General features: G+C 37.2%; 24 protein-coding genes and 3 tRNA genes. 11 read left to right on the forward strand and 16 right to left on the reverse strand.

What is annotated here, in order from left to right; all coding sequences use genetic code 11:
- Positions 1–2 precede the first annotated feature (2 nt).
- From ACR1PO_RS21695 to ACR1PO_RS21725, 7 genes are all read right to left on the reverse strand, one after another.
- Complete coding sequence (locus ACR1PO_RS21695) at positions 3–611, reverse strand: NTP transferase domain-containing protein (RefSeq protein ID WP_433988147.1); 609 nt, start codon at positions 609–611, stop codon at positions 3–5.
- Positions 592–1,068, reverse strand: coding sequence for a cyclic pyranopterin monophosphate synthase MoaC (gene moaC, locus ACR1PO_RS21700; protein ID WP_332386024.1), 477 nt, complete (start codon positions 1,066–1,068; stop codon positions 592–594). The genes ACR1PO_RS21695 and moaC overlap by 20 nt, the downstream gene beginning before the upstream one ends.
- Positions 1,069–1,075: 7 nt before the next feature.
- Positions 1,076–2,275 (reverse strand): molybdopterin molybdotransferase MoeA, encoded by a 1,200-nt coding sequence (locus ACR1PO_RS21705; RefSeq protein ID WP_433988148.1) that lies wholly within the window; start codon positions 2,273–2,275, stop codon positions 1,076–1,078.
- Between the two features lie 2 nt (positions 2,276–2,277).
- Positions 2,278–3,264: a GTP 3',8-cyclase MoaA gene (gene moaA / locus ACR1PO_RS21710; protein ID WP_433988149.1), complete on the reverse strand. Its 987-nt coding sequence runs from the start codon at positions 3,262–3,264 to the stop codon at positions 2,278–2,280.
- Between the two features lie 265 nt (positions 3,265–3,529).
- Positions 3,530–3,603, reverse strand: a tRNA-Arg gene (locus tag ACR1PO_RS21715).
- A gap of 42 nt (positions 3,604–3,645) precedes the next feature.
- A tRNA-Pro gene (locus tag ACR1PO_RS21720) sits at positions 3,646–3,720 on the reverse strand.
- A 14-nt stretch (positions 3,721–3,734) separates the two neighbouring features.
- A tRNA-Ser gene (locus ACR1PO_RS21725) sits at positions 3,735–3,819 on the reverse strand.
- A 135-nt stretch (positions 3,820–3,954) separates the two neighbouring features.
- On the opposite strand from ACR1PO_RS21725, the gene ACR1PO_RS21730 reads away from it, so the two are divergent.
- The 4 genes from ACR1PO_RS21730 (at position 3,955) to ACR1PO_RS21745 (ending at position 8,581) form a co-directional block, all read left to right on the forward strand.
- Positions 3,955–4,980 (forward strand): N-acetylmuramoyl-L-alanine amidase, encoded by a 1,026-nt coding sequence (locus ACR1PO_RS21730; RefSeq protein ID WP_433988150.1) that lies wholly within the window; start codon positions 3,955–3,957, stop codon positions 4,978–4,980.
- Between the two features lie 72 nt (positions 4,981–5,052).
- A complete protein-coding gene (gene aspA / locus ACR1PO_RS21735) occupies positions 5,053–6,453 on the forward strand; it encodes an aspartate ammonia-lyase (RefSeq protein ID WP_433988151.1) in 1,401 nt (466 codons plus the stop codon).
- Positions 6,454–6,556: 103 nt separating this feature from the next.
- Positions 6,557–7,411, forward strand: a complete 855-nt coding sequence (locus ACR1PO_RS21740; protein WP_433988152.1) for a glycosyltransferase family 2 protein — start codon at positions 6,557–6,559, stop codon at positions 7,409–7,411.
- A 129-nt stretch (positions 7,412–7,540) separates the two neighbouring features.
- The gene (locus tag ACR1PO_RS21745; protein ID WP_433988153.1) at positions 7,541–8,581 is read left to right on the forward strand and encodes a glycosyltransferase family protein; all 1,041 of its coding nucleotides are present in this window, start codon (positions 7,541–7,543) and stop codon (positions 8,579–8,581) included.
- Between the two features lie 34 nt (positions 8,582–8,615).
- Here the strand turns inward: ACR1PO_RS21745 and ACR1PO_RS21750 are convergent, their stop codons facing one another.
- From ACR1PO_RS21750 to ACR1PO_RS21760, 3 genes are all read right to left on the reverse strand, one after another.
- Positions 8,616–10,115: a lipopolysaccharide biosynthesis protein gene (locus tag ACR1PO_RS21750; protein WP_433988154.1), complete on the reverse strand. Its 1,500-nt coding sequence runs from the start codon at positions 10,113–10,115 to the stop codon at positions 8,616–8,618.
- 9 nt (positions 10,116–10,124) lie between these two features.
- The gene (locus ACR1PO_RS21755; protein WP_332386015.1) at positions 10,125–10,919 is read right to left on the reverse strand and encodes an FkbM family methyltransferase; all 795 of its coding nucleotides are present in this window, start codon (positions 10,917–10,919) and stop codon (positions 10,125–10,127) included.
- Between the two features lie 265 nt (positions 10,920–11,184).
- Positions 11,185–11,871: a DUF2461 domain-containing protein gene (locus ACR1PO_RS21760; RefSeq protein WP_433988155.1), complete on the reverse strand. Its 687-nt coding sequence runs from the start codon at positions 11,869–11,871 to the stop codon at positions 11,185–11,187.
- Between the two features lie 392 nt (positions 11,872–12,263).
- On the opposite strand from ACR1PO_RS21760, the gene ACR1PO_RS21765 reads away from it, so the two are divergent.
- From ACR1PO_RS21765 to ACR1PO_RS21795, 7 genes are all read left to right on the forward strand, one after another.
- Entirely contained in the window at positions 12,264–13,958 is a 1,695-nt protein-coding gene (locus ACR1PO_RS21765) for a DEAD/DEAH box helicase (RefSeq protein ID WP_433988156.1), read from the forward strand.
- 151 nt (positions 13,959–14,109) lie between these two features.
- Complete coding sequence (locus ACR1PO_RS21770; RefSeq protein ID WP_002981301.1) at positions 14,110–14,748, forward strand: DUF47 domain-containing protein; 639 nt, start codon at positions 14,110–14,112, stop codon at positions 14,746–14,748.
- A 13-nt stretch (positions 14,749–14,761) separates the two neighbouring features.
- Complete coding sequence (locus ACR1PO_RS21775) at positions 14,762–15,904, forward strand: inorganic phosphate transporter (protein WP_332386014.1); 1,143 nt, start codon at positions 14,762–14,764, stop codon at positions 15,902–15,904.
- Positions 15,905–16,005: 101 nt separating this feature from the next.
- Positions 16,006–16,977 carry a polyprenyl synthetase family protein gene (locus tag ACR1PO_RS21780; RefSeq protein WP_332386013.1) on the forward strand — a complete coding sequence of 324 codons (972 nt, stop codon included), beginning with the start codon at positions 16,006–16,008 and terminating at the stop codon, positions 16,975–16,977.
- 75 nt (positions 16,978–17,052) lie between these two features.
- Positions 17,053–18,003 (forward strand): GSCFA domain-containing protein, encoded by a 951-nt coding sequence (locus tag ACR1PO_RS21785; protein ID WP_433988157.1) that lies wholly within the window; start codon positions 17,053–17,055, stop codon positions 18,001–18,003.
- Positions 18,004–18,534: a DUF4269 domain-containing protein gene (locus ACR1PO_RS21790; protein WP_433988158.1), complete on the forward strand. Its 531-nt coding sequence runs from the start codon at positions 18,004–18,006 to the stop codon at positions 18,532–18,534.
- A gap of 1 nt (position 18,535) precedes the next feature.
- A complete protein-coding gene (locus tag ACR1PO_RS21795) occupies positions 18,536–19,297 on the forward strand; it encodes a TatD family hydrolase (RefSeq protein ID WP_433988159.1) in 762 nt (253 codons plus the stop codon).
- 42 nt (positions 19,298–19,339) lie between these two features.
- Here ACR1PO_RS21795 and ACR1PO_RS21800 read toward each other — a convergent pair whose 3' ends face one another.
- The 6 genes from ACR1PO_RS21800 to ACR1PO_RS21825 form a co-directional block, all read right to left on the reverse strand.
- Positions 19,340–20,644 (reverse strand): DEAD/DEAH box helicase, encoded by a 1,305-nt coding sequence (locus ACR1PO_RS21800; protein ID WP_332386011.1) that lies wholly within the window; start codon positions 20,642–20,644, stop codon positions 19,340–19,342.
- Positions 20,645–20,832: 188 nt separating this feature from the next.
- Positions 20,833–21,462, reverse strand: coding sequence for a porin family protein (locus tag ACR1PO_RS21805; protein WP_332386010.1), 630 nt, complete (start codon positions 21,460–21,462; stop codon positions 20,833–20,835).
- A 93-nt stretch (positions 21,463–21,555) separates the two neighbouring features.
- A complete protein-coding gene (locus ACR1PO_RS21810; RefSeq protein ID WP_332386009.1) occupies positions 21,556–22,047 on the reverse strand; it encodes a DUF6438 domain-containing protein in 492 nt (163 codons plus the stop codon).
- A 337-nt stretch (positions 22,048–22,384) separates the two neighbouring features.
- Positions 22,385–23,368, reverse strand: coding sequence for a GTPase ObgE (gene obgE / locus ACR1PO_RS21815; protein ID WP_433988160.1), 984 nt, complete (start codon positions 23,366–23,368; stop codon positions 22,385–22,387).
- 55 nt (positions 23,369–23,423) lie between these two features.
- Positions 23,424–24,002 carry an adenylate kinase gene (locus ACR1PO_RS21820; protein ID WP_002981283.1) on the reverse strand — a complete coding sequence of 193 codons (579 nt, stop codon included), beginning with the start codon at positions 24,000–24,002 and terminating at the stop codon, positions 23,424–23,426.
- 117 nt (positions 24,003–24,119) lie between these two features.
- Positions 24,120–24,674: a phosphoribosyltransferase gene (locus ACR1PO_RS21825; protein ID WP_041461548.1), complete on the reverse strand. Its 555-nt coding sequence runs from the start codon at positions 24,672–24,674 to the stop codon at positions 24,120–24,122.
- Positions 24,675–24,801 lie beyond the last annotated feature (127 nt).

Here is a 24,801-nt window from a genome sequence, read left to right on the forward strand (position 1 = left end):
AGTTATATCTGTTTTCTTAAAATTTCCTTTGCTTTTACCACATCTTCTGGAGTATTCACATTCATTAAAGAATCCGGGTTGCCTGGTTTCAGGATTAAGGTATCACTGTTGATCAGCACTTTCCTTGGGCATGTAATTCCTGATCCTAAAAAATTGAGGAGCAAAGGATAGCTTTTGGGCTCCCAGATAGTAATTAATGGTTCTGGTAATCCGTCAAAAGGACTTTCATAAGTGGTGGCTGCTTTTTCTATATTCCTGTTCTCAATTAAAAACTCTAACGATTTTTTATCCAATAAAGGTAAATCACAGGCAACGACCAACCATGCCGCATCTCTTTGGGTGCGCAATGCCGAAAGGATTCCGCCGAAAGGTCCCATATTCAGAAAAGTATCAGTAAGGGCATTGTAATTTGGATTAAAATGTTCCAGCTGGTCTTGTCTGCAGGAAATAAAAACTTCATCACAAAACGGAGCTAAAAGATCAGCCGCATAATACCGCTGCTCTTTGCCATGCCAGTTGATTTTATCTTTAGGGTTTCCCATTCGCTGGCTTTTTCCTCCAGCCAGTACCAGCCCGTTTAATTTAGGAACATCAGTCTCTTTTGAAATCATTTTTTCCTCCGGATTTTTCAATGAGTTGTATTTCTTTGATTACGATGTCATGGCTCATGGCTTTGCACATATCATAAATGGTAAGTGCGGCAACAGATGCCCCTGTCAATGCTTCCATTTCGATGCCCGTTTTAGCTTCGATCTCGGCAGTACAATAGATTTCAATTTCATTTTGAGTGTTGATTTCAATATCTATTTCACAGTTGTCCATACCAATAGGATGGCAGAGAGGAATCAGTTCTCCCGTTTTTTTTGCTGCCATTATTCCTGCAATGATGGCGGTTTGGAAAACAGAACCTTTTTTAGTTTTAAAATCATCTTTCTGAAGCGCTTCCAGAATATGTTCAGGAAGTGTCACAATAGCTTTGGCAGTTGCTTTCCGGTGGGTAACTTTTTTACGGCCTACATTCACCATACCGGGCTGTTCTTTTTTATTAAGATGTGAAAAATTTGTCATGATTACATTAAAAATTATATCTCCAGATTTTATAGACTTCGTCTTTCTTAAATGCACTTTTTTCCAGAGGAAGTTCTATAAATGCATCGGTTTCCGCAAGATGGGAAAAATCTCCGGAACCATTGGTGTTTACTGATTCTGCGATTAATTGTCCTGCTGGATTCACGCTGAGTTTTACCTGGGCAAAATATTGTAATGAAAAAGGAAAATCGATATCATTCTGTAAAACCGCATATTGGGGATTTTCCGGGATTTCCAAAGATTTTTCCAGCCAGGGAATAAAATACCGGTGCAGACACATGAACACGGAAACAGGGTTTCCAGGGAATGCAAAAACCAATTTTTCGTTTTGGCTTTTTCCGAACCAGAAAGGTTTTCCCGGTCTTTGTTTTATTTTGTGAAAAAGCTTTTTTATTCCCAGCTCTTCACAGGCTTTGGGCAGAAAATCGAATTTTCCCATAGAAACTCCGCCGCTCATCAATAGAATATCATAATGGTCGATACATTGGGAGAGTTCTTTTTTTATGAATTCAAAATCATCATTCCAATGCAGCCAGTCAGCATCGATTTTATATTTTTCCAAAGCAGATTTTATAGTAATTCCGTTGGAGCGTCTCAGCTGGAATGGAGCAGGAGTATTTTCAGGCGGAACCATTTCGTCTCCGGTGGAAATAATAGCTATTCTGGGAAGCTTTTTCACTGTCAGAAATGTTTTTCCGACTGATGCGGCAATCCCGAGAATAGATGGTGTGATGACCTGATTGGCTTTTACCAGTATTTCTCCCGATTTTTTATCCTTTCCTTTCAGATGGATATTCTGTCCTTTTTTTATATCAATATTGATGCTCGCAAAATTATTGTTGATCAGAATATCTTCATAGCGAATGACCGTATCCATTGAAGAATGTAATGCGGCTCCGGTCATAATTTCTATGCATTCGTTTTCTTTATCCACCGAAAGCGGAGCTTCTCCCGCTGCCTGTACGGCTTTGATGAGAAAATCACGTAGTCCTTTTTCGTAGGATTTAAAACTGATGGCAATTCCATCCACCGTCGGCCGGTCAAAAGGCGGCAAATCACGGTCTGCCAGAATATCTTCCGCTAAAATTCTTCCTGAGGCATTTTCATAGAAAATTTCTTCTGTCCCGAAATTTCTGACCTGGGAAAAGATGATGTCTTCTGCCTGCTGTACACTGATCATTTCCATAATTATCCTCCTATTGTTGCCATTGACTGATGTATTTGGGTTGCTGTTAAACTCAGTTTCTGAGCTTCCCAGCCGTCTTTCGGTTTTTTGTGTATGCTGCCGATAATAATGTTTTTCAGCTCTTCATCTGTTTTTCCCATACGGATTTCATCTTTCAGGTTGATACCGGTTCCTTCATACAAACAGGTTCTGAGGATACCGGAAGGGGTAATTCTTATCCTGTTGCAGTCTCCACAAAATGAACGGGTATAAGCTGCAATGATTCCTATGCTTCCGGTACATCCCGGAATTTTATAATTATATGACGTCGAACTTTTAGGGTCCTCTGTCTTTTGGATCTCAGGGAAATGATCTTTAATATAGCTGTAAATTTGTGTGAAATTCCATTTAAGGGAAATATCAGTTTCACTTCCGTTAAAAGGCATTTCCTCAATAAAACGGACATCAACAGGTAGGTCTTTTGTAAGCGCTACTAAAGGAATAATATCCTCAATATTTTCCCCTTCCATCACCACTGTGTTGATTTTTACTTTTATATCATGCTGTAAGAGACTGTCTAATGTTTTCATTACCTTATCAAAGCTGTTTCTTCTTGTAATTTTGAAAAAACGCTCTTTATCAAGGGTGTCAAGGCTTAGATTGACAGATTTTATCCCGCATTCTTTTAGTTGTGGGATATATTGTCCGGTAAGAAGGCCATTGGTGGTGATGCTGAGGTCAGTAAGTCCGGTTAATTGTGATATATTTTGGATAAGCTCAATACTGTTTTTACGGACGAAAGGTTCTCCTCCTGTTATCCTGATTTTATCGACACCCATTTCAGTAAATACCGAACAGATTCTGAGCATTTCTTCATCAGTCATTAATTCATTGTGCTTGATCCAGGCAAGACCGTTTTCCGGCATACAATAGGTACATCGGAGATTACACCGGTCTACGATAGCAAGCCGGAGGTAGTTTATGCTCCTTCCAAATTGATCTGTCAACATTTAAATAGAATAAGTCTTATTACAAATATACTGAATGTTTCTCTCTGTAAAGAGGTATTTTTATATTTGCAGATAATAGACCATATCCATATTAATTTCTGAGATGGATAAAAGAGAATTTTAACTTAAGCCCGATCGGAGAACCAAGTATCCTGATGCATGCGGCTCAGCAAAAATATAAAGATTGTTTTGATCAGTGGATACGAAATATTTTTAGCGTAAATAAAAACAAAAAACCTCACAATAAAAATTGTGAGGTTTTTTGTGAGCGCGAAAGGATTCGAACCTTTGACCGTCTGCTTAGAAGGCAGATGCTCTATCCAGCTGAGCTACGCACCCTTAAAAGTTGATTCCCGCTTAGTAAATAAGCATATTAAAAAGTCGGGGCGGCAGGATTCGAACCTGCGACCTCCTGGTCCCAAACCAGGCGCGATGACCGGACTACGCTACGCCCCGAATATATAGAAGAGCGGAGGGTAAGGGATTCGAACCCTTGCGACACTTTCGCGTCGACAGTTTAGCAAACTGCTCCGTTAACCACTCCGGCAACCCTCCTTTTTGTTTATTTTTTAATGATCGTTGTTCCGTTATTGCGAGTGCAAATATAGAACAGATTTCTTTATTTACCAAATAAAATTCAAGAAAATTTTGTGTATTTTTGAAGTAATAAATCATCCAAAAATCAAACTGATGCGTAAGACATTATATATCATCGGATTAAGCACATTTGTTTTTTCATGTACTTCCCAACAAAATGTGAAAAAAAATACGTACAAACCGAAAACCCCGGTAACACAGGCGAAACCAACAGTTCAGACAACACCTCCGGTTGCTCCAAAACCAAAAGTGGTATCTGATCATGGGGTCGACTTTTTTACTACCAATATAGCAGATCCAACAAAAAATGATAATACGGCAAGTTATGGTTCTATTGTGTCTGCAAAACCAGCCGGATATAAAGTAGTGAAGACCTATTTTCCGGCCGTTGCCCAGAACTTCAGACAGCGTTATTTAATATTACATTATACCGCACTTCCGGACGACAAATCAATTACAGTTCTTACCCAGCAGGCGGTGAGTGCACATTATCTTGTAAATAATACAGGAGATAACGAGATTTACCAGTTGGTAGATGAGAACAAACGCTCTTACCATGCAGGGGTAAGCGCATGGAGAAACGACAAAAACCTTAATGATACTTCTATCGGTATTGAAATTGTAAATACAGGATATACGACAGATGCTACGGGTAAAAGAACATTTGCTCCTTTTAGTGACGATCAGGTAAAAAAAGTAGCGGCTTTGGCTAAAGACATTGTCACAAGATATCAGATCCAGCCTACCAACGTGCTTGGTCATTCAGATATTGCTCCTACAAGAAAACAGGATCCGGGACCTATGTTCCCTTGGAAAAAGCTGTATGACGAATACCAGATTGGAATGTGGTATGATGAAGCAGCCAAGCAGACTTATCTTGAAGCAGCTCAGGCAGACATTACAACAAGATATAATGACTCCAGCTTTATCTTCCTAATCCAGACTTCACTGCAGAAATTCGGATATGCACTTGATCCCAACGGACAATGGGATGACGCCACCAAGAAAACAATTGAGGCATTCCAGTATCATTTCCGTCCGCAGAATTATGATGGAATCATGGATGCCGAAACATGGGCAATACTGCAGGCGTTAAATCAAAAATATCCGGTAAAATAATTCAGATTAAAGCGCATCGGTTAGATGCGTTTTTGCTATCTTTAAACGATCAAAAACAGTAAAATATCTGTAATGGAAAATTTCAGAAAAGAAAGTGATTTATTAGGCGAACTGAATGTGCCTTTAGACGCTTATTATGGGGTTCAGACACAGCGAGCTATCAACAATTTTAAAATTTCAGGACAGCTTTTGTCTTCGTATCCGGAGTTTATAAGAGGACTGGCTTTTGTTAAAAAAGCTGCAGCAAAAACCAACTATGAACTGGGACTTTTAGATGAAAACCTGTATTTCAAGATAGCGGAAGCGTGTGATGAAATTGTAGAAGGGAAATATCATGACCAGTTTCCGGTAGATATGATCCAGGGTGGGGCAGGAACTTCCATCAACATGAATGCAAACGAAGTGATTGCCAATATCGTGTTGGAGAAATTAGGAAAAAATAAGGGAGAATATGAATTCTGTTCACCTAATGACCATATCAACCTTTCACAGTCAACCAATGATGCTTACCCTACAGCGATCAAAATGGGATTGCTTCAGATGAATATCGGGCTGGTTGAAAGACTGGAAAAAATTATTGAGGCTTTCCGCGCCAAAGGGCAGGAGTTTCACGATGTGATCAAAATGGGACGTACGCAGCTTCAGGATGCCGTTCCTATGACTTTGGGACAGGAATTTGAAGCCTATGCTGCCACTCTGGAAGAGGATATCTCCAAACTGAATAACAATGCGGGCCTTTTCGTGGAAGTGAATATGGGGGCAACTGCTATTGGAACGGGATTGAATGCTCCGGTAGGTTATGCCACGCTTTGTGCTAAAAACTTAGCCCAGATTACAGGATTCCCGATTGTTTCTGCGCCGGATTTAGTAGAAGCTACTCCTGATACAGGATCTTATGTGATCTATTCTTCTGCAACGAAACGTCTGGCAGTTAAACTATCTAAAATCTGTAACGATTTAAGATTGCTTTCATCAGGTCCGAGAGCGGGTCTTTTTGAAATCAATCTTCCGCCGATGCAGCCGGGATCTTCTATTATGCCTGGTAAAGTAAATCCTGTGATTCCGGAAGTGGTCAACCAGGTTTGTTTTAAAGTATTCGGAAACGATCTTACCGTAACTTTTGCCGCAGAGGCAGGTCAATTACAGCTGAATGTAATGGAACCGGTACTTTCCCATGCCATCATGGAAAACATCAATTTCCTTTGCAATGCCCTGGATACCCTTCGTGAGAAATGTGTGGTTGGAATTACCGCCAACAAAGAAGTTTGCCTGAATATGGTAAAACACAGCATCGGAATTGTAACGGCATTAAATCCTTATATTGGATACAAACAGTCTACACATATTGCAAAAGAAGCATTGGAAACCGGAAAAAGCGTTTACAACCTTGTGCTGGAAAAAGGAATTCTTTCCCAGGAAAAACTGGATGAAATCCTTGATCCGAAAAACATGCTGAAACCGCATAACAAATAAATCCTATCAACAATTAATGATCAGTGATAATTGATATCCTTAGTGCTTTCTTATCATTGATCATTAATCATCATTCATTATCATTCATCAATTAATCATTCCCGTGAGGTTTTTAATCATAATTCCTGCGCATAACGAAGAAGACAACCTCTCCTTTACTCTTGATTCTTTACAGCAGCAAAGCAGCAAGGATTTTAAAGTGGTGGTCGTGAATGACGGTTCTACGGACAGAACACCTGAAGTCATCAGGAAATATACAGAAGCAGATTCCCGTTTTGAAACCGTTACCCTTCAGAAATCAGAACATCAGCCAGGTTCAAAAGTTGTTCATGCCTTTAAAAACGGACTTCAGACTCAGTCCCTGAATGATTTTGATATAATCTGTAAATTTGATGCCGATATCATTCTTCCGGATAATTATCTGGAAGCTGTAGAAGCAGCTTTTGCCAATAACCCCAAATATGGTTTGGTAGGAGGGCTGCTGTATATAGAAAAAGACGGAAAATGGGTGTATGAAGGGAATTCCAATAAGCATCATGTAAGAGGCCCTATGAAGGCTTATCGTAAAGAATGTTTTATGCAGATCGGAGGATTAAGAGAAACACTGGGCTGGGATAATATTGATTCCATATTGCTTGAAAATCTGGGATGGAAGGAAGTTGTATTACCCGAACTCCACGTAAGGCTGATCAAAGTAAAAGGAGCAGATTATACCATACGGCCTGCGGATTACTACGGAAGATATTTTTATTTCCTGGGGCTGAACAGGCTTCTGGCATATATTGCTTCTTCAAAAGAAGCTGTGAAAAGCAAATCTGCCGGTTTTTTCTTTGACATTGTTAAGTCTTATGAAAGTTGCAGAACAAAGAAACTGGAATTGAAAATTACAAAAGAAGAACAGAAAGCTGTAAATGACCAACGCTGGAAAATGTTGAAGAAAAAGTGGCTGAAGATGTAAAAAGTGTAAGGACAGAAATTGTAGAATGCTTTAATCATTATTGGAAAAATTCAATAGGAACGGGCTTTAGCCCGTTTAATCAAAAAAATAAAAATCCATCGGCTTTAGCCCAAACTTAACTTCCAAAGCGTGAAAAAAATAGCTTACATAGAAATAGACACCCACGCAGAAATTGCCAAGGCTTTCATGGATATTATGAAAGATTCTCAGAAGTTTGCGGTAGACTATTATTTTTCAAAAAGAATCAAAGATCAGATAAATCATGGTGACGAATCCGTGTTTTTATCAGACAGTTCTATGATTCTGGATCAGTTAAAAGGGAAAGATTATGATCTCGTGGTTATTGGGACGGTTCACCGTTATTTTAATACATTTTTAGCGATAACAAAAAAATACAACACAGCAGTTATTTCCCATAATCTTAATTTTATCAAAGCATCAAAATTTGATCTGATAAAAAGTGTTTTCAAGGGAGATATTGTTTTCAGATTAAAACTGTGGCTGAAAGAAGGACTATTCTACAAAACCCAAGTATATCAGACCTCCGGATCCCTTTTGGTACTGGATGAAGCTTTAATCTCAGGAAGATATCAGTTTCTGCCGTTGTTTTATACTAGGGATTTTGACAAAACAAAAAATGAAGATCTTATTGTACTTATTCCCGGCGGAGTTTCTCAAAAGAGAAGGGATTACGCCTATATTTTTAAAACTATTCAGAATCTGAAGATGGATAAACCCTGCAGGTTTGTTTTCCTGGGAAAAGCAAGTGGACATGAATTAAAACAACTCGCACAGTTGTCTGAGAAATTGCCAGGAAATATTGAAATCACTTATTTTTCTGAAAGGGTTTCACCTGAAGATTTTGAAAAATGGATGCAGAAAGCAGATGTTTTATGGTGCCCTATTCAGCAGGAGACGGAGTTTTTCAGCATGAAAGAAACGTATGGGCTGACTAAAATGACTGGAAACCTTGGGGATGCCATAGCGTATGGAAAACTGGCTGTTTTTCCCGGAAATTATCCTTCAAAACTAAACTTTATTATTCCTGAGAAAGAAAATGTTATTGATCAATTAACTGCACTTTCAGAAGCCTCATTTGATTTTTACAAAACGTATGGTAAGAAAGAAATTCAGAAAAAACTGGAGCAGTTTTTACACAGCTTAATCTGATCTCAGGCTTTCCAGCCATTAAAGCTGGAAATGTTTATTTAATCTTAAACACACTCTTAATAAACCTCATATTCAGGTACTCTTCAACAGGGAATATTTTTGTGAAATAATTTCCAATATAGATGAGTATCAGGACAACTGCAGGCTTGTAAACAAGATTAAGCAGATTGCTGTTGAAATTCGGCAGTACGATCGCTACTGTAATTGCCAGCGTACATATGATAGAGACAAAAATCATTTCAATACTCAAAGGCGAAACCTTAAAGACAATATAATTGAAAACGATTTTCACAACATTGTAGATCGTAAGTGAAATTGCCGTAGATAAAGCAATTCCAATGAGTTTGAGATCCGTGTTCTTAATGAAATAATAATTCAGTCCGATCGTTAATCCCGCCAGTAAAAGCATTACCAGAATATTGAATCTGTAATATTTTGACAGTGAAATAATATTTCCATTGAAGCCGGTAGCAAGATCTATCAATACAGCAGAACCCCAGATCCATACCACAGGCTCATATTCTCTGAGCATGGTTCCGTTTTTTGGCATAAATTGCGTCAGATAAGGGAAGCCAACCATAATACAGGAAAATAAAACGGCACCCAGGAAATACAGTGTTAAAGATGTTTTCTTATGGAACCTGTCCAGTTCTACCATATCTCCGTCTGCCAATGTTTTATTAATGATAGGAGCGGAAATATTGAACAATCCCAGCTGTGGAATAGAAATCAGTGAAATAAGGGCATATAAAACCGAGTAAATTCCTACCTCTTCCATCCCCATAAATTCCCCGATCATAAAACTGTTGATGGCCAGGTAATTCCCGAAAGTCCCCAGAAATCCGAAGAAGCTGTAATTGAAAAACTCTTTCCAGAAATTATTCTTTTTTAAATAATCTGTATTAAAATCCAGCTGAATCTTTTCAAGCTTATTGGTGTAATAAATGTAACCCAAAAGCATCAAAAAGAAAATTCCGAAAAAGAAAGCAAACGCTATTTTTTGTGATATTGCTGCACTGATATGCTGGGATAAAGCAAAGAAAAACAGACAGAATGCTCCCAGATTGGCTATTTTCGGAAACAGATTATCGAAAATATTGGAAACTACAATTCTCTTATAATTGGAAGTGTATTTATTAAAAATAGCACAAAATGAAAGGATTAAAATCAGCGGAAGAATCATTTCTTTGATCTTCCATGCTTCTGAATGCCTGAACTTCGGATAAAAATAGGGAAGTACGAAAAATACCACTGTGAAAATAAGAAAATTGATAAAAACAGTAAGAAGCGAAAGTGACAACATGTTATGCTTTTTACCATCTCTTTCCACGGTGTGGAAGAACTTTACGTTCGAATACGAAATCCCCAATACTACAAAAGGAACCAGCATTTCTGCAGTGGGAAGAATGTAGCGCAGCTTTCCATAAAATTCAAAATCATTCGGAAATATGAATATTGCGGAAACGGTGCCCAGCAAAAAACCAATATAACCGATAATGGAATATTTGAAGCCTTGTCTCGCTACTACACTCATAAAGTTGTTTTAAATGTTTTTAGGTATAAAAATAATATTGTTGATGTACTGAGTTTTATTTTTTTCGTCGTTTGTATTTTGTGTGATAATATCTTCTGTAAGATTTTCAAGCCTAAAGCTGTCTCTGTTCAGATATTTGGCGTCATATCCCCAGCTCATTACTTCAGCTATTTCGTTCCAGATAGGTGTGTTGTGGTGTCTTTGTTCCATTTCGACCATTAAAGTCGGCTGGAATCGTCTGATGGTTTCTCTCGCCCCGGATAATGTTTTTATTTCGTTTCCTTCAACGTCTATTTTGATGAAATCAAGCCTGTTGAAATGCTCCAGTGCAGCCCATTCGTCCAGTTTGATAACCTTTACCTTCTCCGTATAGCTTTTCTCTTCCCCTTTTTCTTTATAAGAAGTGTTTAAAGTACCGCGTGAAGCAATTGTTTTTCCGTTAATAACAGGTACTTTGAACTCTGCAATCCTGTTTTCATCAGAAAGAGCCAGTGGAAAGATATGCATTGCCGGAAATAACCTTTTCAGTCTCCGGTAAAGCTTTTTATTAGGTTCAAAACCATAAATCTGCTCATGATCCAATTTGTTCTCCAGCTGATAAAGAAAGGTTCCTACATTAGCACCGATGTCCAATATCACTGCATTTTTAGGAAGGTATTCTTTAATCCATACCAGTTCCGGTTCTACATTGCGTTCCGAAAAATTATTTTTATTAAGATTATTTAAAGTCTTAAAATATCTTTTTTTGTAGAAGTTCGGACTTATATACTGTAGTTTTTCTGCAATTTTTTGGTATAAAGACATTGTTGGCTTTTTGGCGAACAGCAAAGATACGTAAAAATGTAAAACTTTTCTTAAAAAATGTTAATGGTAATAAGTTGATTTTCAGTAGGTGTTTAGATGGTTTGTTTTTGTAATCCTTTGGATCTTAATGTGTTTTCAGTTTGTTAAAGTGCTCTGTTTATCTTCTGAAAATCTTATCAAAAGAGTTGCCGGGAAATACTTTTGCCAAAATACGGCTGTCATCTCTGAAAATATGAATTATTGTTGTCAAAAAATAAGTCAGGTGTCAAAGAAAAGGAGCGTTCAGGAAATCATTGAAAGGCTTCATCAGTCTGAAAATTCTGCTCATATTCTTTACTGCATTTTTATCCAGCACTTCATCATCTTTCAGAGCGTATACCACGATGAAATTTTTAAGCTTAAGATATTCTCCCATAGGATCTTCTTTTTCGAAACCCTGAGGGATTTTTTTCAGTTTGTCGTCCTGATCAAGTTCGGGAAAATGTTTTTTGAAGTCTTTATTATTGAGGATTTTAAGGAAATCATCCCCATACAGCGAAATTTCCTTACGAACCTCTTTCAGTACAGAAGATTCGGGCATATAAATTCCTCCTGCCAAAAAGGATTTTCCGGGTTCCATATGAAGGTAATAGCCTCCCTTCTGGTTTCCTTTTCCCATTCCCAGAGAAGCCCCGAAATTGGTTTTATAAGGCGATTTGTCTTTAGAAAAACGGGTGTCTCTGTAAATTCTGAACAGGGCTTTTTTACTGTCGATTTTCGCAAGCTCTTCATCAAAACCGGACATCTCTTTAATCAGTTCATCTAAAAACGAAACCACATTTTGCTGAGCTTCCGTGTAAAGATTTTTGTTCTCATTAAACCATTCGCGGTTGTTGTTTTTATTTAATTTTTTTAAAAAATCAAATGTTTTGGAAGAAATGCTTGCAGACATATTGTGTAAGGTGTTTTTCATTATTATGATATTCAAAACAGTTTCTGAACCCGGATCCCGAATCTCCGTAACCCGAACTCTCGCATCCTGCATCCCGAATGTCACAACTCAAATGTACAAAAACTATTCATATCTCAATAATCTGTTTAAACAGACAGGGAAAATGTCAAAAAAAATATTTTTTATGGCATTATTTTCGAAAATTCATAAATAGTACGGAAAAAATCAATCCAATTTAATAAAAAAAAATAATGTTTAATAACTTTTTAATTTGAAGCCTCTTTTTTTAGATTTAATTTTCTAAAAATCGAAGATATATTAAAGGATTGTGAATTTAAGTTTGCATATTTAAAAATTTATTCAAAAACAAATCAAATATTTATTGTATCTTTGCAAAAATTTTAAAATAGTTAATGAATTTATTTACGGAAACCAATTTAAGTCCTGATATCCTTAAGGCAATTGGCGAACTGGGTTACGAAAGCCCAACAGAAATCCAAAAACAGACTATCCCTTTTATTCTTTCAGATATTCGCGACTTGATCGCACTTGCGCAGACAGGGACAGGCAAAACAGCAGCGTTTTCGCTTCCGATTTTGGATATGATTGACGATACGAGTCGCAAAATCCAATTATTGGTGCTTTGTCCGACACGGGAATTATGTCTTCAGATTTCTAAAGACATAAAGAATTACTCTAAGTACATGAAAGACATCAAAACTACTGCGGTTTATGGTGGAAGTAGTATTGTAGAGCAGATGAGATCTTTGAAGGACAAACCTCAAATCATTGTGGGAACTCCGGGAAGAGTAATAGATCTTATCAACAGAAAGGCATTAGACTTTTCTGCGATTCATTGGTTGGTATTAGACGAAGCTGATGAAATGCTTTCAATGGGATTCAAAGATGAATTGGAAACCATTCTAAGCGAAACTCCGGAAACAAAACAGACTTTCTTATTCTCTGCAACGATGAATAAAGAAGTGGAAAGAATTTCCAAAAATTACCTTACAAAACCTCACCGTATTTCTGTAGGTTCTATCAATGAAGTGAAGAAGAACATTACGCACGAATATTATGTTGTAGGGTACCGCCAGAAAAAAGAAGCATTGAAAAGATTAATCGATGCCAACCCTAACCAGTATTCTATTATCTTCTGCAGAACGAGAATGGAAACTCAGGAGGTTGCTGATTTCTTAATGCAGAACGGATATGCAGCGGATGCTCTTCACGGTGATCTTTCTCAGGCGCAGAGAGATACGGTAATGAAGAAATTCAGATTGAAAAATATCGATATTCTTGTAGCGACAGATGTTGCAGCAAGAGGGCTGGATGTAAACTCACTGACTCACGTTATTCACTTCTCTTTACCGGATGATCCTGAAGTATTCGTTCACAGAAGCGGAAGAACAGGTAGAGCCGGAAAAGACGGTATTTCTATGGCTCTAATCAAGCCTGAAGAAAGCAGAAAACTGAAACAGATCAAGTCTGCAACAAAAATTGAAATTCATGAAAGAACGATTCCTACAGGTGATGATATTATCAAAGCTCAGGTAGGAGGTGTATTCGAAAAATTATTGACGGAGCACGAAGATCTTTTCGAATTTGATGACAGCTTAATCCCGGATCTGAGCAATTTTACAAAAGAAGAACTGGTACACCAGCTTCTGCAGTTCCAATTGAGAGATCTTGCTCTATACTACAAAGACAAGCATGATCTTGTTGAGCAGAAATTAAGCAGCAGAGACGATGATTACTCAAGAAGAGACCGACGTGACAGAGACCGAGATAGAGGTCGTGACAGAGATAGAGGTCGTGACAGAGACAGAGATCGTGGCGGAAAACCAAGAAGAAGGGATGAAAACATGGTAAGATTCTTCTTTAATCTTGGTAAAAAAGACCATTTAAAGAAACTTGATGTTTTAGATATTATCAACAAAGCTACTGCTGGCGGAAAAAGCAAGAAAAGAGCTGAAATCGGTGATATTGAAATCTTAGAGAAATTCTCTTTCTTCGAAGTTGAAAAATCGTTCAAAGACAATGTTTTGAGCAATATTCAATCCATGAAATTTAAAGGAAAAGATATGAGAGCTGAAGTGGCAAACTAATCTCTTTCCCAATCATACAAAACCGGCATTAGTGCCGGTTTTTTTATTTGATAATCAGTTGTTAAGCGAATGTTAACAAAACTTAATGTTATATAGTTTCACGTACAATCCTTTTTTAAGAAATTTGCACACGAATTATAAATACTAAAAAATGGGAATTGGTAATATTTTCCACGCTTTTCAACCAAAAGATAAAATCTTCTTTGTACTTTTCGAAAAAGTAACTGAAAATCTAGTTGCAATGTCAGAAGAATTCAACACAGGAATCAAGGATTTCGATCTTAATGATGATTCAATGTTGAAGAAAATGAGTGACTTCGAACACAAGAATGATGAACTTACACACGAAATTTTCGTAGAATTAGGGAAAAACTTCATTACACCTTTTGACCGTGAGGATATCCACACGCTGGCAACAGGACTTGATGATATTGCTGATTATATCTACGCTTCCACAAAATATATTTTCCTTTACAAATCACCTGAGATGAAGGCTTATTCAGACTTCTCCTTACTGATCCATAAAGCATGTCTTGAAATTCAGAATGCCATGAAAAACCTGAAAGGGTTTAAAAATATGGAACAGGTGAAAGAAGCTTGTATTAAGGTGAACTCTATTGAGAATATTGCAGACGACCTGCTTTCCAACTCAATGGTAGAATTATTTGAAACCAATGATGCCATCAACATTATTAAAGTTTCATCTGTACTGAACTACCTTGAAGTTGTAACGGACAAAGCAGAAGATGTTGCCAATACGATTGAGAACATCATGATTAAATACGCCTAATACATAGCAAAAAATGGAATTTCCTATTTTACTTATAGTTATTATTGCGCTGGCCCTGATCTTCGATTATATCAATGGTTTCCATGATGCTGCCAACTCAATTGCGACTATAGTTTCTACAAAAGTTTTAACTCCATTCCAGGCTGTACTTTGGGCGGCGCTTTGGAACTTTGCAGCGTTTTTCATTGCTGCTTATATCATTGGAGAATTCAAAATTGGTAATACAATTGCCAAAACAGTTAATGAGAATTTTATCACCCTTGAAGTTATATTTTCCGGTCTTGTGGCAGCTATTGCCTGGAACCTGCTTACATGGTGGTTCGGGATCCCTTCATCATCATCACATACACTGATCGGAGGTTTCCTGGGAGCTGCTCTTATGCATGCTTTTATGATGGATTATCATGATGTGGCAGCAGCACAGCCGGATCTTGGAACATGGGGCACCATTAAAGAAGCCTTTAATCAGGTAACACATCAGAGTGTGGTGAAGTTTGATAAAGTAATTCCTATCTTCCTGTTCATTTTCATGGCTCCGATTATAGGGATGATTATCTCTGTTATCATTACATTGATTATTATACACCTTTATAAAAGATCAAACCCGCACAAGGCAGACCAGTCTTTCAAAAGGCTGCAGCTGGCTTCTTCAGCTTTATTCAGCTTGGGACACGGTTTGAATGATGCACAGAAAGTAATGGGGATCATTGGTGCAGCAGTAATCTATTACCACGTTAACATGCTTCAGGATGTACAGTATCTGAATATTCCTTCTGCAGAACGTTTTGACTATTTTGCTCAGCATTATATCTGGGTTCCTCTGGTTTCATTCCTTGCTATTGGTTTAGGGACCATGAGCGGTGGTTGGAAAATCATCAAAACAATGGGTACCAAGATTACTAAAGTAACTTCATTAGAAGGGGTAAGTGCAGAAACTGCAGGTGCTATTACTTTATTCATCACAGACCACTTCGGTATTCCTGTATCTACAACTCATACCATTACAGGCTCCATTATCGGGGTAGGATTAACAAAAAGAGTTTCGGCTGTAAGATGGGGGATTACGGTAAGCCTTCTTTGGGCTTGGGTATTAACAATTCCAATCTCTGCCATTGTAGCAGGAATTACCTATCTTGTGGTGACTTTCTTATCTTAAGATATAACGCATACCATCATATAAACTTTGTCCAAATGGGCAAAGTTTTTTGTTTTATAAAGCCTTGAAAAATCGTATTTTTGTTCAAATTATAAGATTTTATGGAATTTTTAGACAGATACCAGCAGATTGTTGCGGACGCCATCACTAAATATACTTTTAAAGACAAACCTTCGGAATTATATGAACCGATGAACTATATTATTTCCCATGGCGGAAAACGTCTTCGTCCCATTATGGTGCTTATGGCGTGTGAGATGTTCGGAGGAGATCTTAAACAGGCAATCAAACCTGCACTGGCAATCGAGTTTTTCCATAATTTCACGCTGATTCATGACGATATTATGGATGAAGCGCCTTTAAGAAGAAATAAGCCTACTATTCATACCCTGCATGGTCTTAACGTGGGAATCCTTTCCGGAGATGGACTGATGCTTAAAGCCTATAAATTCTTTGAAGATCTTGAACCTGAAATTTTCAAAGCATGTATCAGAATATTTACCCACACAGGGCTTTTATTATGCGAAGGACAGCAGTATGATATCAATTTTGAGACTCAGGAAAATGTTACTTTTGACGATTATATCAGAATGATTACTTACAAGACAGGTGTTCTGAGTGCTTCTTCATTCGAGATCGGAGCTTTGATTGCAAAAGCAGATTTCAAAGATGCCAAAGCGATTTTCAACTTCGGAAAACATATTGGAATTGCCTTCCAGATCATGGATGACTATTTAGATGTATTCGGAGACCAGGCTCAGTTCGGGAAAAAGCATGCCGGAGATATTTATGAAAACAAGAAAACGGTTCTGTATCTGCTGGCAAGAGAGCACGCTACCGATGAAGAAAGAAAAGAACTGGATTACTGGTATTCTAAAAAAACTGAAAATGTAGATAAGGTATACGGGGTTGAAAAGATTTTCAGAAGAACAAAAGTAGATGAAAAAGCGCTGCGTTTGATCGAAAAGCATAATGAAATCGGACAAAGCTACCTTCAGAAAATAGATGTTCCGGAAGAAAAGAAAAAACCTTTTATCGAACTGGCCAATTATTTGCTGAGAAGAGAAAGTTAATATAGGTAACAGATGGCAGGCCGCAGGTAGCAGCAATTACCTGCAACCTGTTTCCTGCGACCTAACCCCCATACAATGAAATTCAGAACAGAAGTTGATATCCCCGCATCAGATAAAAAGATTGAAATTGAAGATAAAATATTTTCGATAGGTTCATGTTTTGCCTCTGAAATGACAGACTTACTTCAGGACGGGCAGCTTCAGACTTTAAATAATCCTTTTGGTACCATTTTCAATCCTTATTCTATCAATAATGCAGTCAACAGATTACATGATTCCGCGTTTTATGAGGAAGAGGAACTGATTACTTACAATGATGAATATATTTCTCTGGACCACCACACCAGTTTTGATACCCGTTATATTCATCAGACCTTAGATAAAATTAACAGTGCCATTGAAGCCGGAAATGCCTTTTTGCAGGAAGCCGACTGGATCATCATTACCTATGGATCATCATTTATTTATGAGTTTCTGCCCAAAAATAAGCTGGTCGCCAACTGTCACAAAATTCCACAGAAGTTTTTTGAAAAAAGACTGCTTTCCCATCAGGAACTGACCAGTTCGATTTACCAGACGATTCTGGATCTTAAAGACATCTGTAAAGAAGGGGTACAGATCCTGTTTACGGTTTCACCTGTAAGGCATACCAAGGATGGAATGGTAGAAAACCAGTTAAGTAAATCCAAACTGATTACCGCTGTTCATGAATCAATTTCAATGTTTGAAGACTGTCATTACCTGCCGGTTTATGAAGTTTTAATGGATGACCTGAGGGATTACCGTTTTTATAAAGAGGATATGATTCATCCCAGTGCACAGGCTGTCAATTATATTTTCGAGAAATTCGGGAATGCTTATTTTTCTGACGAAACCAAGGATTTTATCAAGGAGAATTTTAAAATTATCAAGGCCTTAGAGCATAAAACCAATGATAAGAAGGATCCAAAATTTATTGAGTTCAGAGAAAAGCTTGATCAAAGAATAGATAATCAGCGTAAGAAAGTAAAACATAAAATTTTCTAAATGCCCGATTTTACTAAGATTGATTATCTGAAAGACGGAAATGAAAGGCAGAAGAGAGCTTATGAACTTCTTACAAAACATCGCTTTTTTGAGAAACTAAAGGTGTATTCACCTATTTTAGCAGGAACTGTTCCTATTGGAATAGATATAGAAGGAAGTGATCTGGATCTTATTTTTGAGGTGAATCTGAGATTCGAAAAAGATTTTCTGGATGATTTGATGTTCAGCAGGTTTATTCCTCACGATGTGGAAACGAAAGTTGAATATCCTATCATAAACGGTGAAAAATGCATTACATTAAATTTCATGCTGGATGAATTTCCCATTGAAATTTTTGGACAGAATAAACCGACAACGAAGCAGAATGCATACCTTCATATGATTGCTGAATACAAAATATTACAGGAAAAGGGAAAAGAATTTAAACAAAAAATAATAGAACTGAAAAAACAGGGTATAAAAACAGAACCGGCTTTCGGATTGTTGCTGGGACTTGAAAATCCTTATGAAGATCTGTTGAAATTTAAATAAAATGATTGATACACATACACATCTGTACGCAGAAGAATTTGATGAAGATAGAAAAGAAGCTATCCAGAGGGCTTTAGACAAAGGAATTACAGAATTTTATCTTCCTGCCATTGATTCTGAATCCCATGAAAAAATGCTGCAGCTGGAAACAGAATATCCGGGACAGATTTTTTCAATGATGGGGTTACATCCATGTTATGTAAAACCGGAATCCTGGGAGAAAGAACTTGAAATTGTGAAAAATTATCTTGATCAGAGACATTTTCCTGCCATCGGAGAAATCGGGATCGATCTGTACTGGGATAAAACAACACTGGATATTCAGGTGAAAGCTTTTGAACAGCAGATCGATTGGGCAATAGAAAAAGACCTTCCAATCGTGATTCACACGAGAGAAAGCTTTGATGAAACCTTTGAGGTGCTGGAAAGAAAGAAACACCCGAAGCTGAGAGGAATTTTCCATTGTTTTTCCGGGAATCTTGAACAGGCACAGCATGCTGTTGATCTTAATTTTATATTAGGCATCGGTGGAGTAGTGACTTTTAAAAACGGGAAGATAGACCAGTTTCTGCGTGAAATTCCATTAGATAAGATTGTTCTGGAAACTGATTCTCCATACCTGGCTCCGGTTCCTCACAGAGGAAGAAGAAACGAAAGCTCATATCTTGACCTGGTAGCCGGAAAACTGGTGGATATTTATGGAAAGGACTTCTCGGAAATAGATAGAATTACTACTGAGAATGCTAAGAATCTTTTTAAATAAAGACAAAAACAAACCCTTTTCAAAACTGAAAAGGGTTTGTTTTTATTTCTTTCTGGTGAAATTCTTATTCTTAGGTTTTTTAAATCCTACTGAAGCTCCCGCAGAAGGCTTTTTACGATTGTTATTGGATCTTGAGTTATTGCTGCCGCCTGCTTTAGGTTTTTCACTCCCTGCAGGAACTGGTTTGTTATTGGAATCTCTTTTCTGTGCAACCAGATCATCCGTATGGAACGGGTGGTCTTTAACTACAGGAATTTTCTTCCCGATCAGCTTTTCTGTGTTCTTTAAGTTTAAAAGGTCAAGGCCGTCTACAAAAGAAATGGAGGTTCCTTCAGCTCCGGCTCTTCCTGTTCTTCCGATTCGGTGTACATAGGTTTCAGAAACGTCGGAAAGCTCAAAATTGATTACGAATTTCAGTTCGTCGATATCAATTCCTCTGGCTGCAATATCCGTTGCTACCAGAACTCTTGTTTTTCCGGATTTAAAGTTGTTCAAAGCATTTTGTCTTGCATTCTGAGACTTGTTGCCGTGAATGGCTTCAGCAGAAATATTGTCTTTCTGAAGTTTTCTTGCAATCTTATCAGCTCCATGTTTGGTTCTTGCAAAAACCAGTACGGAATCTGAAATATCATTTTTCAGAATGTGAGAAAGCAGGTTCAGTTTATTGTCTTTTTCAACGAAATATACAGATTGCTTAATGGTATCTGCTGTAGAAGATACTGGTGTTACTTCCACTTTCACAGGATTGTTCAGAATTGAGTTAGCCAGCTTCTGAATTTCACCCGGCATTGTTGCTGAAAAGAATAAAGTCTGTCTTCTCTGAGGTAAAAGTTTAATGATTCTTTTTACATCGTGTACAAATCCCATATCCAGCATTCTGTCTGCTTCATCAAGAACAAAGATCTCCAGATTTTTTAAGCTGATGATTCCTTGTGCAATGAAGTCTAAAAGTCTTCCTGGTGTTGCAACAAGAATATCAACTCCCTTTTTCAATGCAGCTTCCTGATTTCCTTGTTTTACTCCCCCGAAAATAACAAGTTGCTTTAACGGAAGATATTTACCATAAGCATTGATATTTTCCTCAATCTGAATGGCCAGTTCTCTGGTTGGAGTAAGGATTAATGCTTTTATATGTTTATTGGGAATTTTATTTTTAGATAAATTCTGTAGAATGGGAATAGAAAAAGCAGCTGTTTTACCAGTTCCGGTCTGTGCGCAGCCTAAAAAGTCTCTGCCGTCTAATATATCAGGAATAGATCTTTCCTGGATAGGAGTAGGAGTCGTGTAACCCTGCTCCTGGATTGCTTTCGCAATAGGTTCTATTAAGTTTAAGTCTGTAAAATTCAAATGAATTATTTTAAAATTTAAATAAAAATTCCTTCAGTCTGAAAGAATTACATTCTGCAAAGGTAGTCTAAAAAAAATTAAGATATATTTTAACGTTTTATGTCTTTAGTGAAAATATAACTGACCTGTAAAATTTAAATGGCTGCTCATACCTGAGCAGCCATTGTATTGATATGAAAATCTGAAATTTATTTAAATCTATATCCTACACCAGCCTGCAGGAATCCGGTTTTAATAGGAACCGAATTATTTTTATTCATTTCTATGAAGTTAAAATTGTACCTGGCATCCACAAAAAACTTTTCATTAAGTTTATATTCTGCACCTAGAAATGGAAATAAATTCAAGGTTTTTAAAGATTCGTAATTGTGCGTTTCAGCCTCATCAAAAACAGTATTCATTTTTACTTTGGATGATATATTAAATCCTAAGTTCATCCCTACAGAAGCAGAAAGCTCTGGAATAATATAATATTTTACTGAAATGGGAACCTGTATCTGGTTGAATTTATAATTAAAGTTCATGTTACCCATATTTACCACTTCATTGCCAACCAATTCATACCAGGGATAAGCGTCTTTACCACCCAGTTGTGTATATACTGCTTCAGCCTGCAAGCCAAACTTAGAGGACAAAGGCTGCTCAGCCAGGATTCCGGCGTAGAAATAAGATTTTGAATCGAGCTGTGTGTTAAAGAATTTCATACTGGATAAGGTATATCCTCCTTTTACTCCAAAGCTCATAGATTCGGAAGTTGTTTGTGCATTACTTATTGTTGATAAAACAAATGCCAGAGCGAAAAAAATGTTCTTTTTCATGTTTGTTTTGAATGGTTATTAATTTTATAAAAAAATAATTCCTCGTTGGGAGGAATTATTGTAGCAAATATAATTGAATATTTTTAAATGGAACTATTTAACTTTACTCCATTCCTGATTTTTTCTTAAATTCTCAAAAAACTGATACACCTCTGCAAGTTTCTCACTTCCGCGTTTTCCGTAATCCTCAACATTTTTTGAAGTTCCGTCAGCAAATTTGATTCTCAGATAAGAGGTTGGAAGATCTGTGATATTGTGTTCGCCGTATTTGTCATTTAAACCTTTTACATTCAGCCCATCCAGCAAGCTGATTAATTTATTATAATCTTCTTCTTTGATGGTTCCTTTAAAAGTGCCTTCACGCGGTTTGGAAAACTCATCTTTTGAAGGTTTATCATTAAAATTAAAATGCTCTGCTTCAAAAACAGCAGTTCTGTCCTGATTAATTGTCATTTTAAAAACAGGGCAGAATCCAAAACATGGGGTCGCCTCATATTCAATGGTAGCATATTTTGAATTTACTTTTTGAGAGGTTGTACAGGATGTTAAAAATACAATTGCACAAATGGTTAGCAAATATTTCATAGTTTTTTCAATTTCAAAGGGTCACGTCAATAATTGTTCCAAAAAGATAAAATGTTCTTTTGTTTTATGTTAAATATAAAATGATAAATCAGTTTAAATTTTTATTGAACCCTTAAGATCGAATGAAGATGGTAAGAACATTAAGAATAAAGCTTCGCTTCACGCTTAAAATCAGAATGATTCATCTTAATTTTACTTATCTCTTAAATCCTTCTTAATGGTTTAAAATAATATTTAGCAGAAGAAAATTAATTTATAAAAAAAACAGCCTCAGATTTTCTGAGGCTGTTTTTTTTATAATGCAGTTTTACTGTAAAAGGAAACTGAATGTACAATTTTATCCGTGCAGCTGTTTCCAGATGGCGTCTTTAAGTTCCATAAGGCCTTCACCGGTAACCCCCGAGAAGAACAAAGGCTGTCTGTTCTCAGGAAATTCTCCTGCAATTTCTTTTTTCAGTTCATCATCCAGAAGATCGGATTTTGAAACAGAAATGATGAAGTCTTTATCCAGTAATTCTGGATTGTATTCTTTTAATTCATTCTCAAGGATTTTAAACTCCTGGAAATGGTTTTCGGAATCAGCCGGAATTAAGAACAATAGGATAGAGTTTCTTTCAATATGTCTCAGGAATCTGTGTCCCAGGCCTTTTCCTTCAGCTGCTCCTTCAATAATCCCCGGAATATCAGCCATTACAAATGATTTGTAATTTCTGTAATCTACAATCCCAAGGTTAGGAGTCAGTGTGGTAAAAGCATAGTTGGCAATTTTTGGTTTTGCCGCAGAAACAGATGCCAGAAGTGTAGATTTTCCGGCATTCGGAAATCCAACCAGACCTACATCTGCCAAAATTTTAAGCTCGAAAACGATATACCCCTCTTCTCCCGGAAGACCTGGCTGCGCATATCTGGGAGTCTGATTGGTAGAAGACTTGAAGTGCTCATTTCCCAAACCTCCTTTACCGCCATGCATCAGAATGATTTCCTGTCCGTCCTCTAAAATTTCACCGATAATTTCGCCTTCTTCATTTTTGGCAATAGTTCCTACCGGAACTTCAATATAAACATCAGCTCCGAAAGCTCCCGTAAGCTGGTTTTTTCCTCCGTTTTCACCACGTTCAGCTTTTACGTGACGGGTGTATCGGAGGGGAAGCAAAGTCCATTCGTTGGCATTTCCTTTCATGATGATGTGACCTCCACGACCTCCGTCGCCACCGTCAGGACCACCTTTAGGAATATATTTTTCACGGCGAAGGTGGGCAGAACCAGCACCTCCGTGTCCGCTTTTACAATGGATCTTTACGTAATCTACAAAGTTAGACATATAGTTTGTGTTGCGGGTTGCGGGACGATATTTTGTATCCCTTGCTCATTCCCGATTATTTAATTTTCTCTACCTCAGCGAAAAGTTTTTGGGAAATTTCATCAATTTCTCCAACACCGTTTACCTCTACATATTTACCCTGCTGCTTATAAAGCTCGGCAACTTCTGCTGTTTTGGTATAATATTCTTTAATTCTGTTTTCGATGATCTCTACATTGCTGTCGTCTGATCTTCCGCTGGTTTCACCTCTTTTCAGAAGCCTCTCCACCAAAATTTTGTCCTCTACTACCAATGAAAGACAGATGTCTATCTCGTCATGTAATACTTCTTTAACGATCTTTTCCAAAGCTTCTGTCTGAGCAGTGGTTCTTGGATATCCGTCAAAGATAAAACCATTGGTATCAGTAGGCTTTTTGATCTCATCGATCAGCATATCTGTTGTTACCTGATCCGGAACCAATTCTCCCTTATCGATATATGATTTAGCCAGTTTTCCAAGTTCAGTGTCGTTTTTCATGTTGTATCTGAAAAGGTCACCTGTTGAAACCTGTTTTAAATTGAATTTTTCGATCAGATTCTGGGCTTGCGTTCCTTTTCCACTTCCTGGAGGGCCGAACAGAACAATGTTTATCATAATGTTGATTCGCTTCCGGCAATTGGCATTTTGCTTTCAGCTTTTTTAAGTTATTATTAAATGTATTTCTTTATATAATTTTAAGCTAAAAGCTACCAGCTAATAGCCAACAGCACTTTAATGGTTGATTTGTCCTTCTTCCAGCTGATACAGATTCGGTAGGTTTCTTCCTAATTCATCATAATCAAGTCCGTATCCAAGTACAAATTTGTTCGGAATTTCTTTCCCGATATAATCCAGTTTGAAATCTTTTTTATAAACTTCAGGTTTCAGTAAGAAACTTGCCAGTTTTACAGATTTAGGACGTTGTGTTTCTTTAAAATATTTGAAAAGACTTTCAACAGTATTTCCTGTATCAACGATATCTTCTACAAGAATGATGTGACGGTCTTTCACATCTTTTGTCAGTTCCATTTTCTGATAAACGATTCCTGTAGACTCAGTTCCTACATATGAACTCATTTGAATGAAGGCAATTTCGCATTCCCCCGGGTAATATTTTAAAAGATCAGAGAAGAACATAACAACTCCATTTAAAACGCCAATGAAAACAGGAACTTCATCCTTGTAATCTTCATAAATTCTTAACGCTGTCTCTTTTACAATCTCCTGAATTTCGGCATCCTTTAAATAAGGAACGAAAGTTTTGTCGTGAACTTTAATGCTTTCCATAAAATTTTTAGTAGGAGGCAAAGTTACGGATTTTAGATTTTTCAATAAAATCTTTTTGTGTTTAATCCGGTATTTGTGCTATCTTTGTTCTTTCAAAACCCAAAAATACAGAGATGTAGGATATAAT

This window comes from Chryseobacterium amylolyticum (assembly GCF_051011775.1).
Taxonomy (GTDB): domain Bacteria; phylum Bacteroidota; class Bacteroidia; order Flavobacteriales; family Weeksellaceae; genus Chryseobacterium.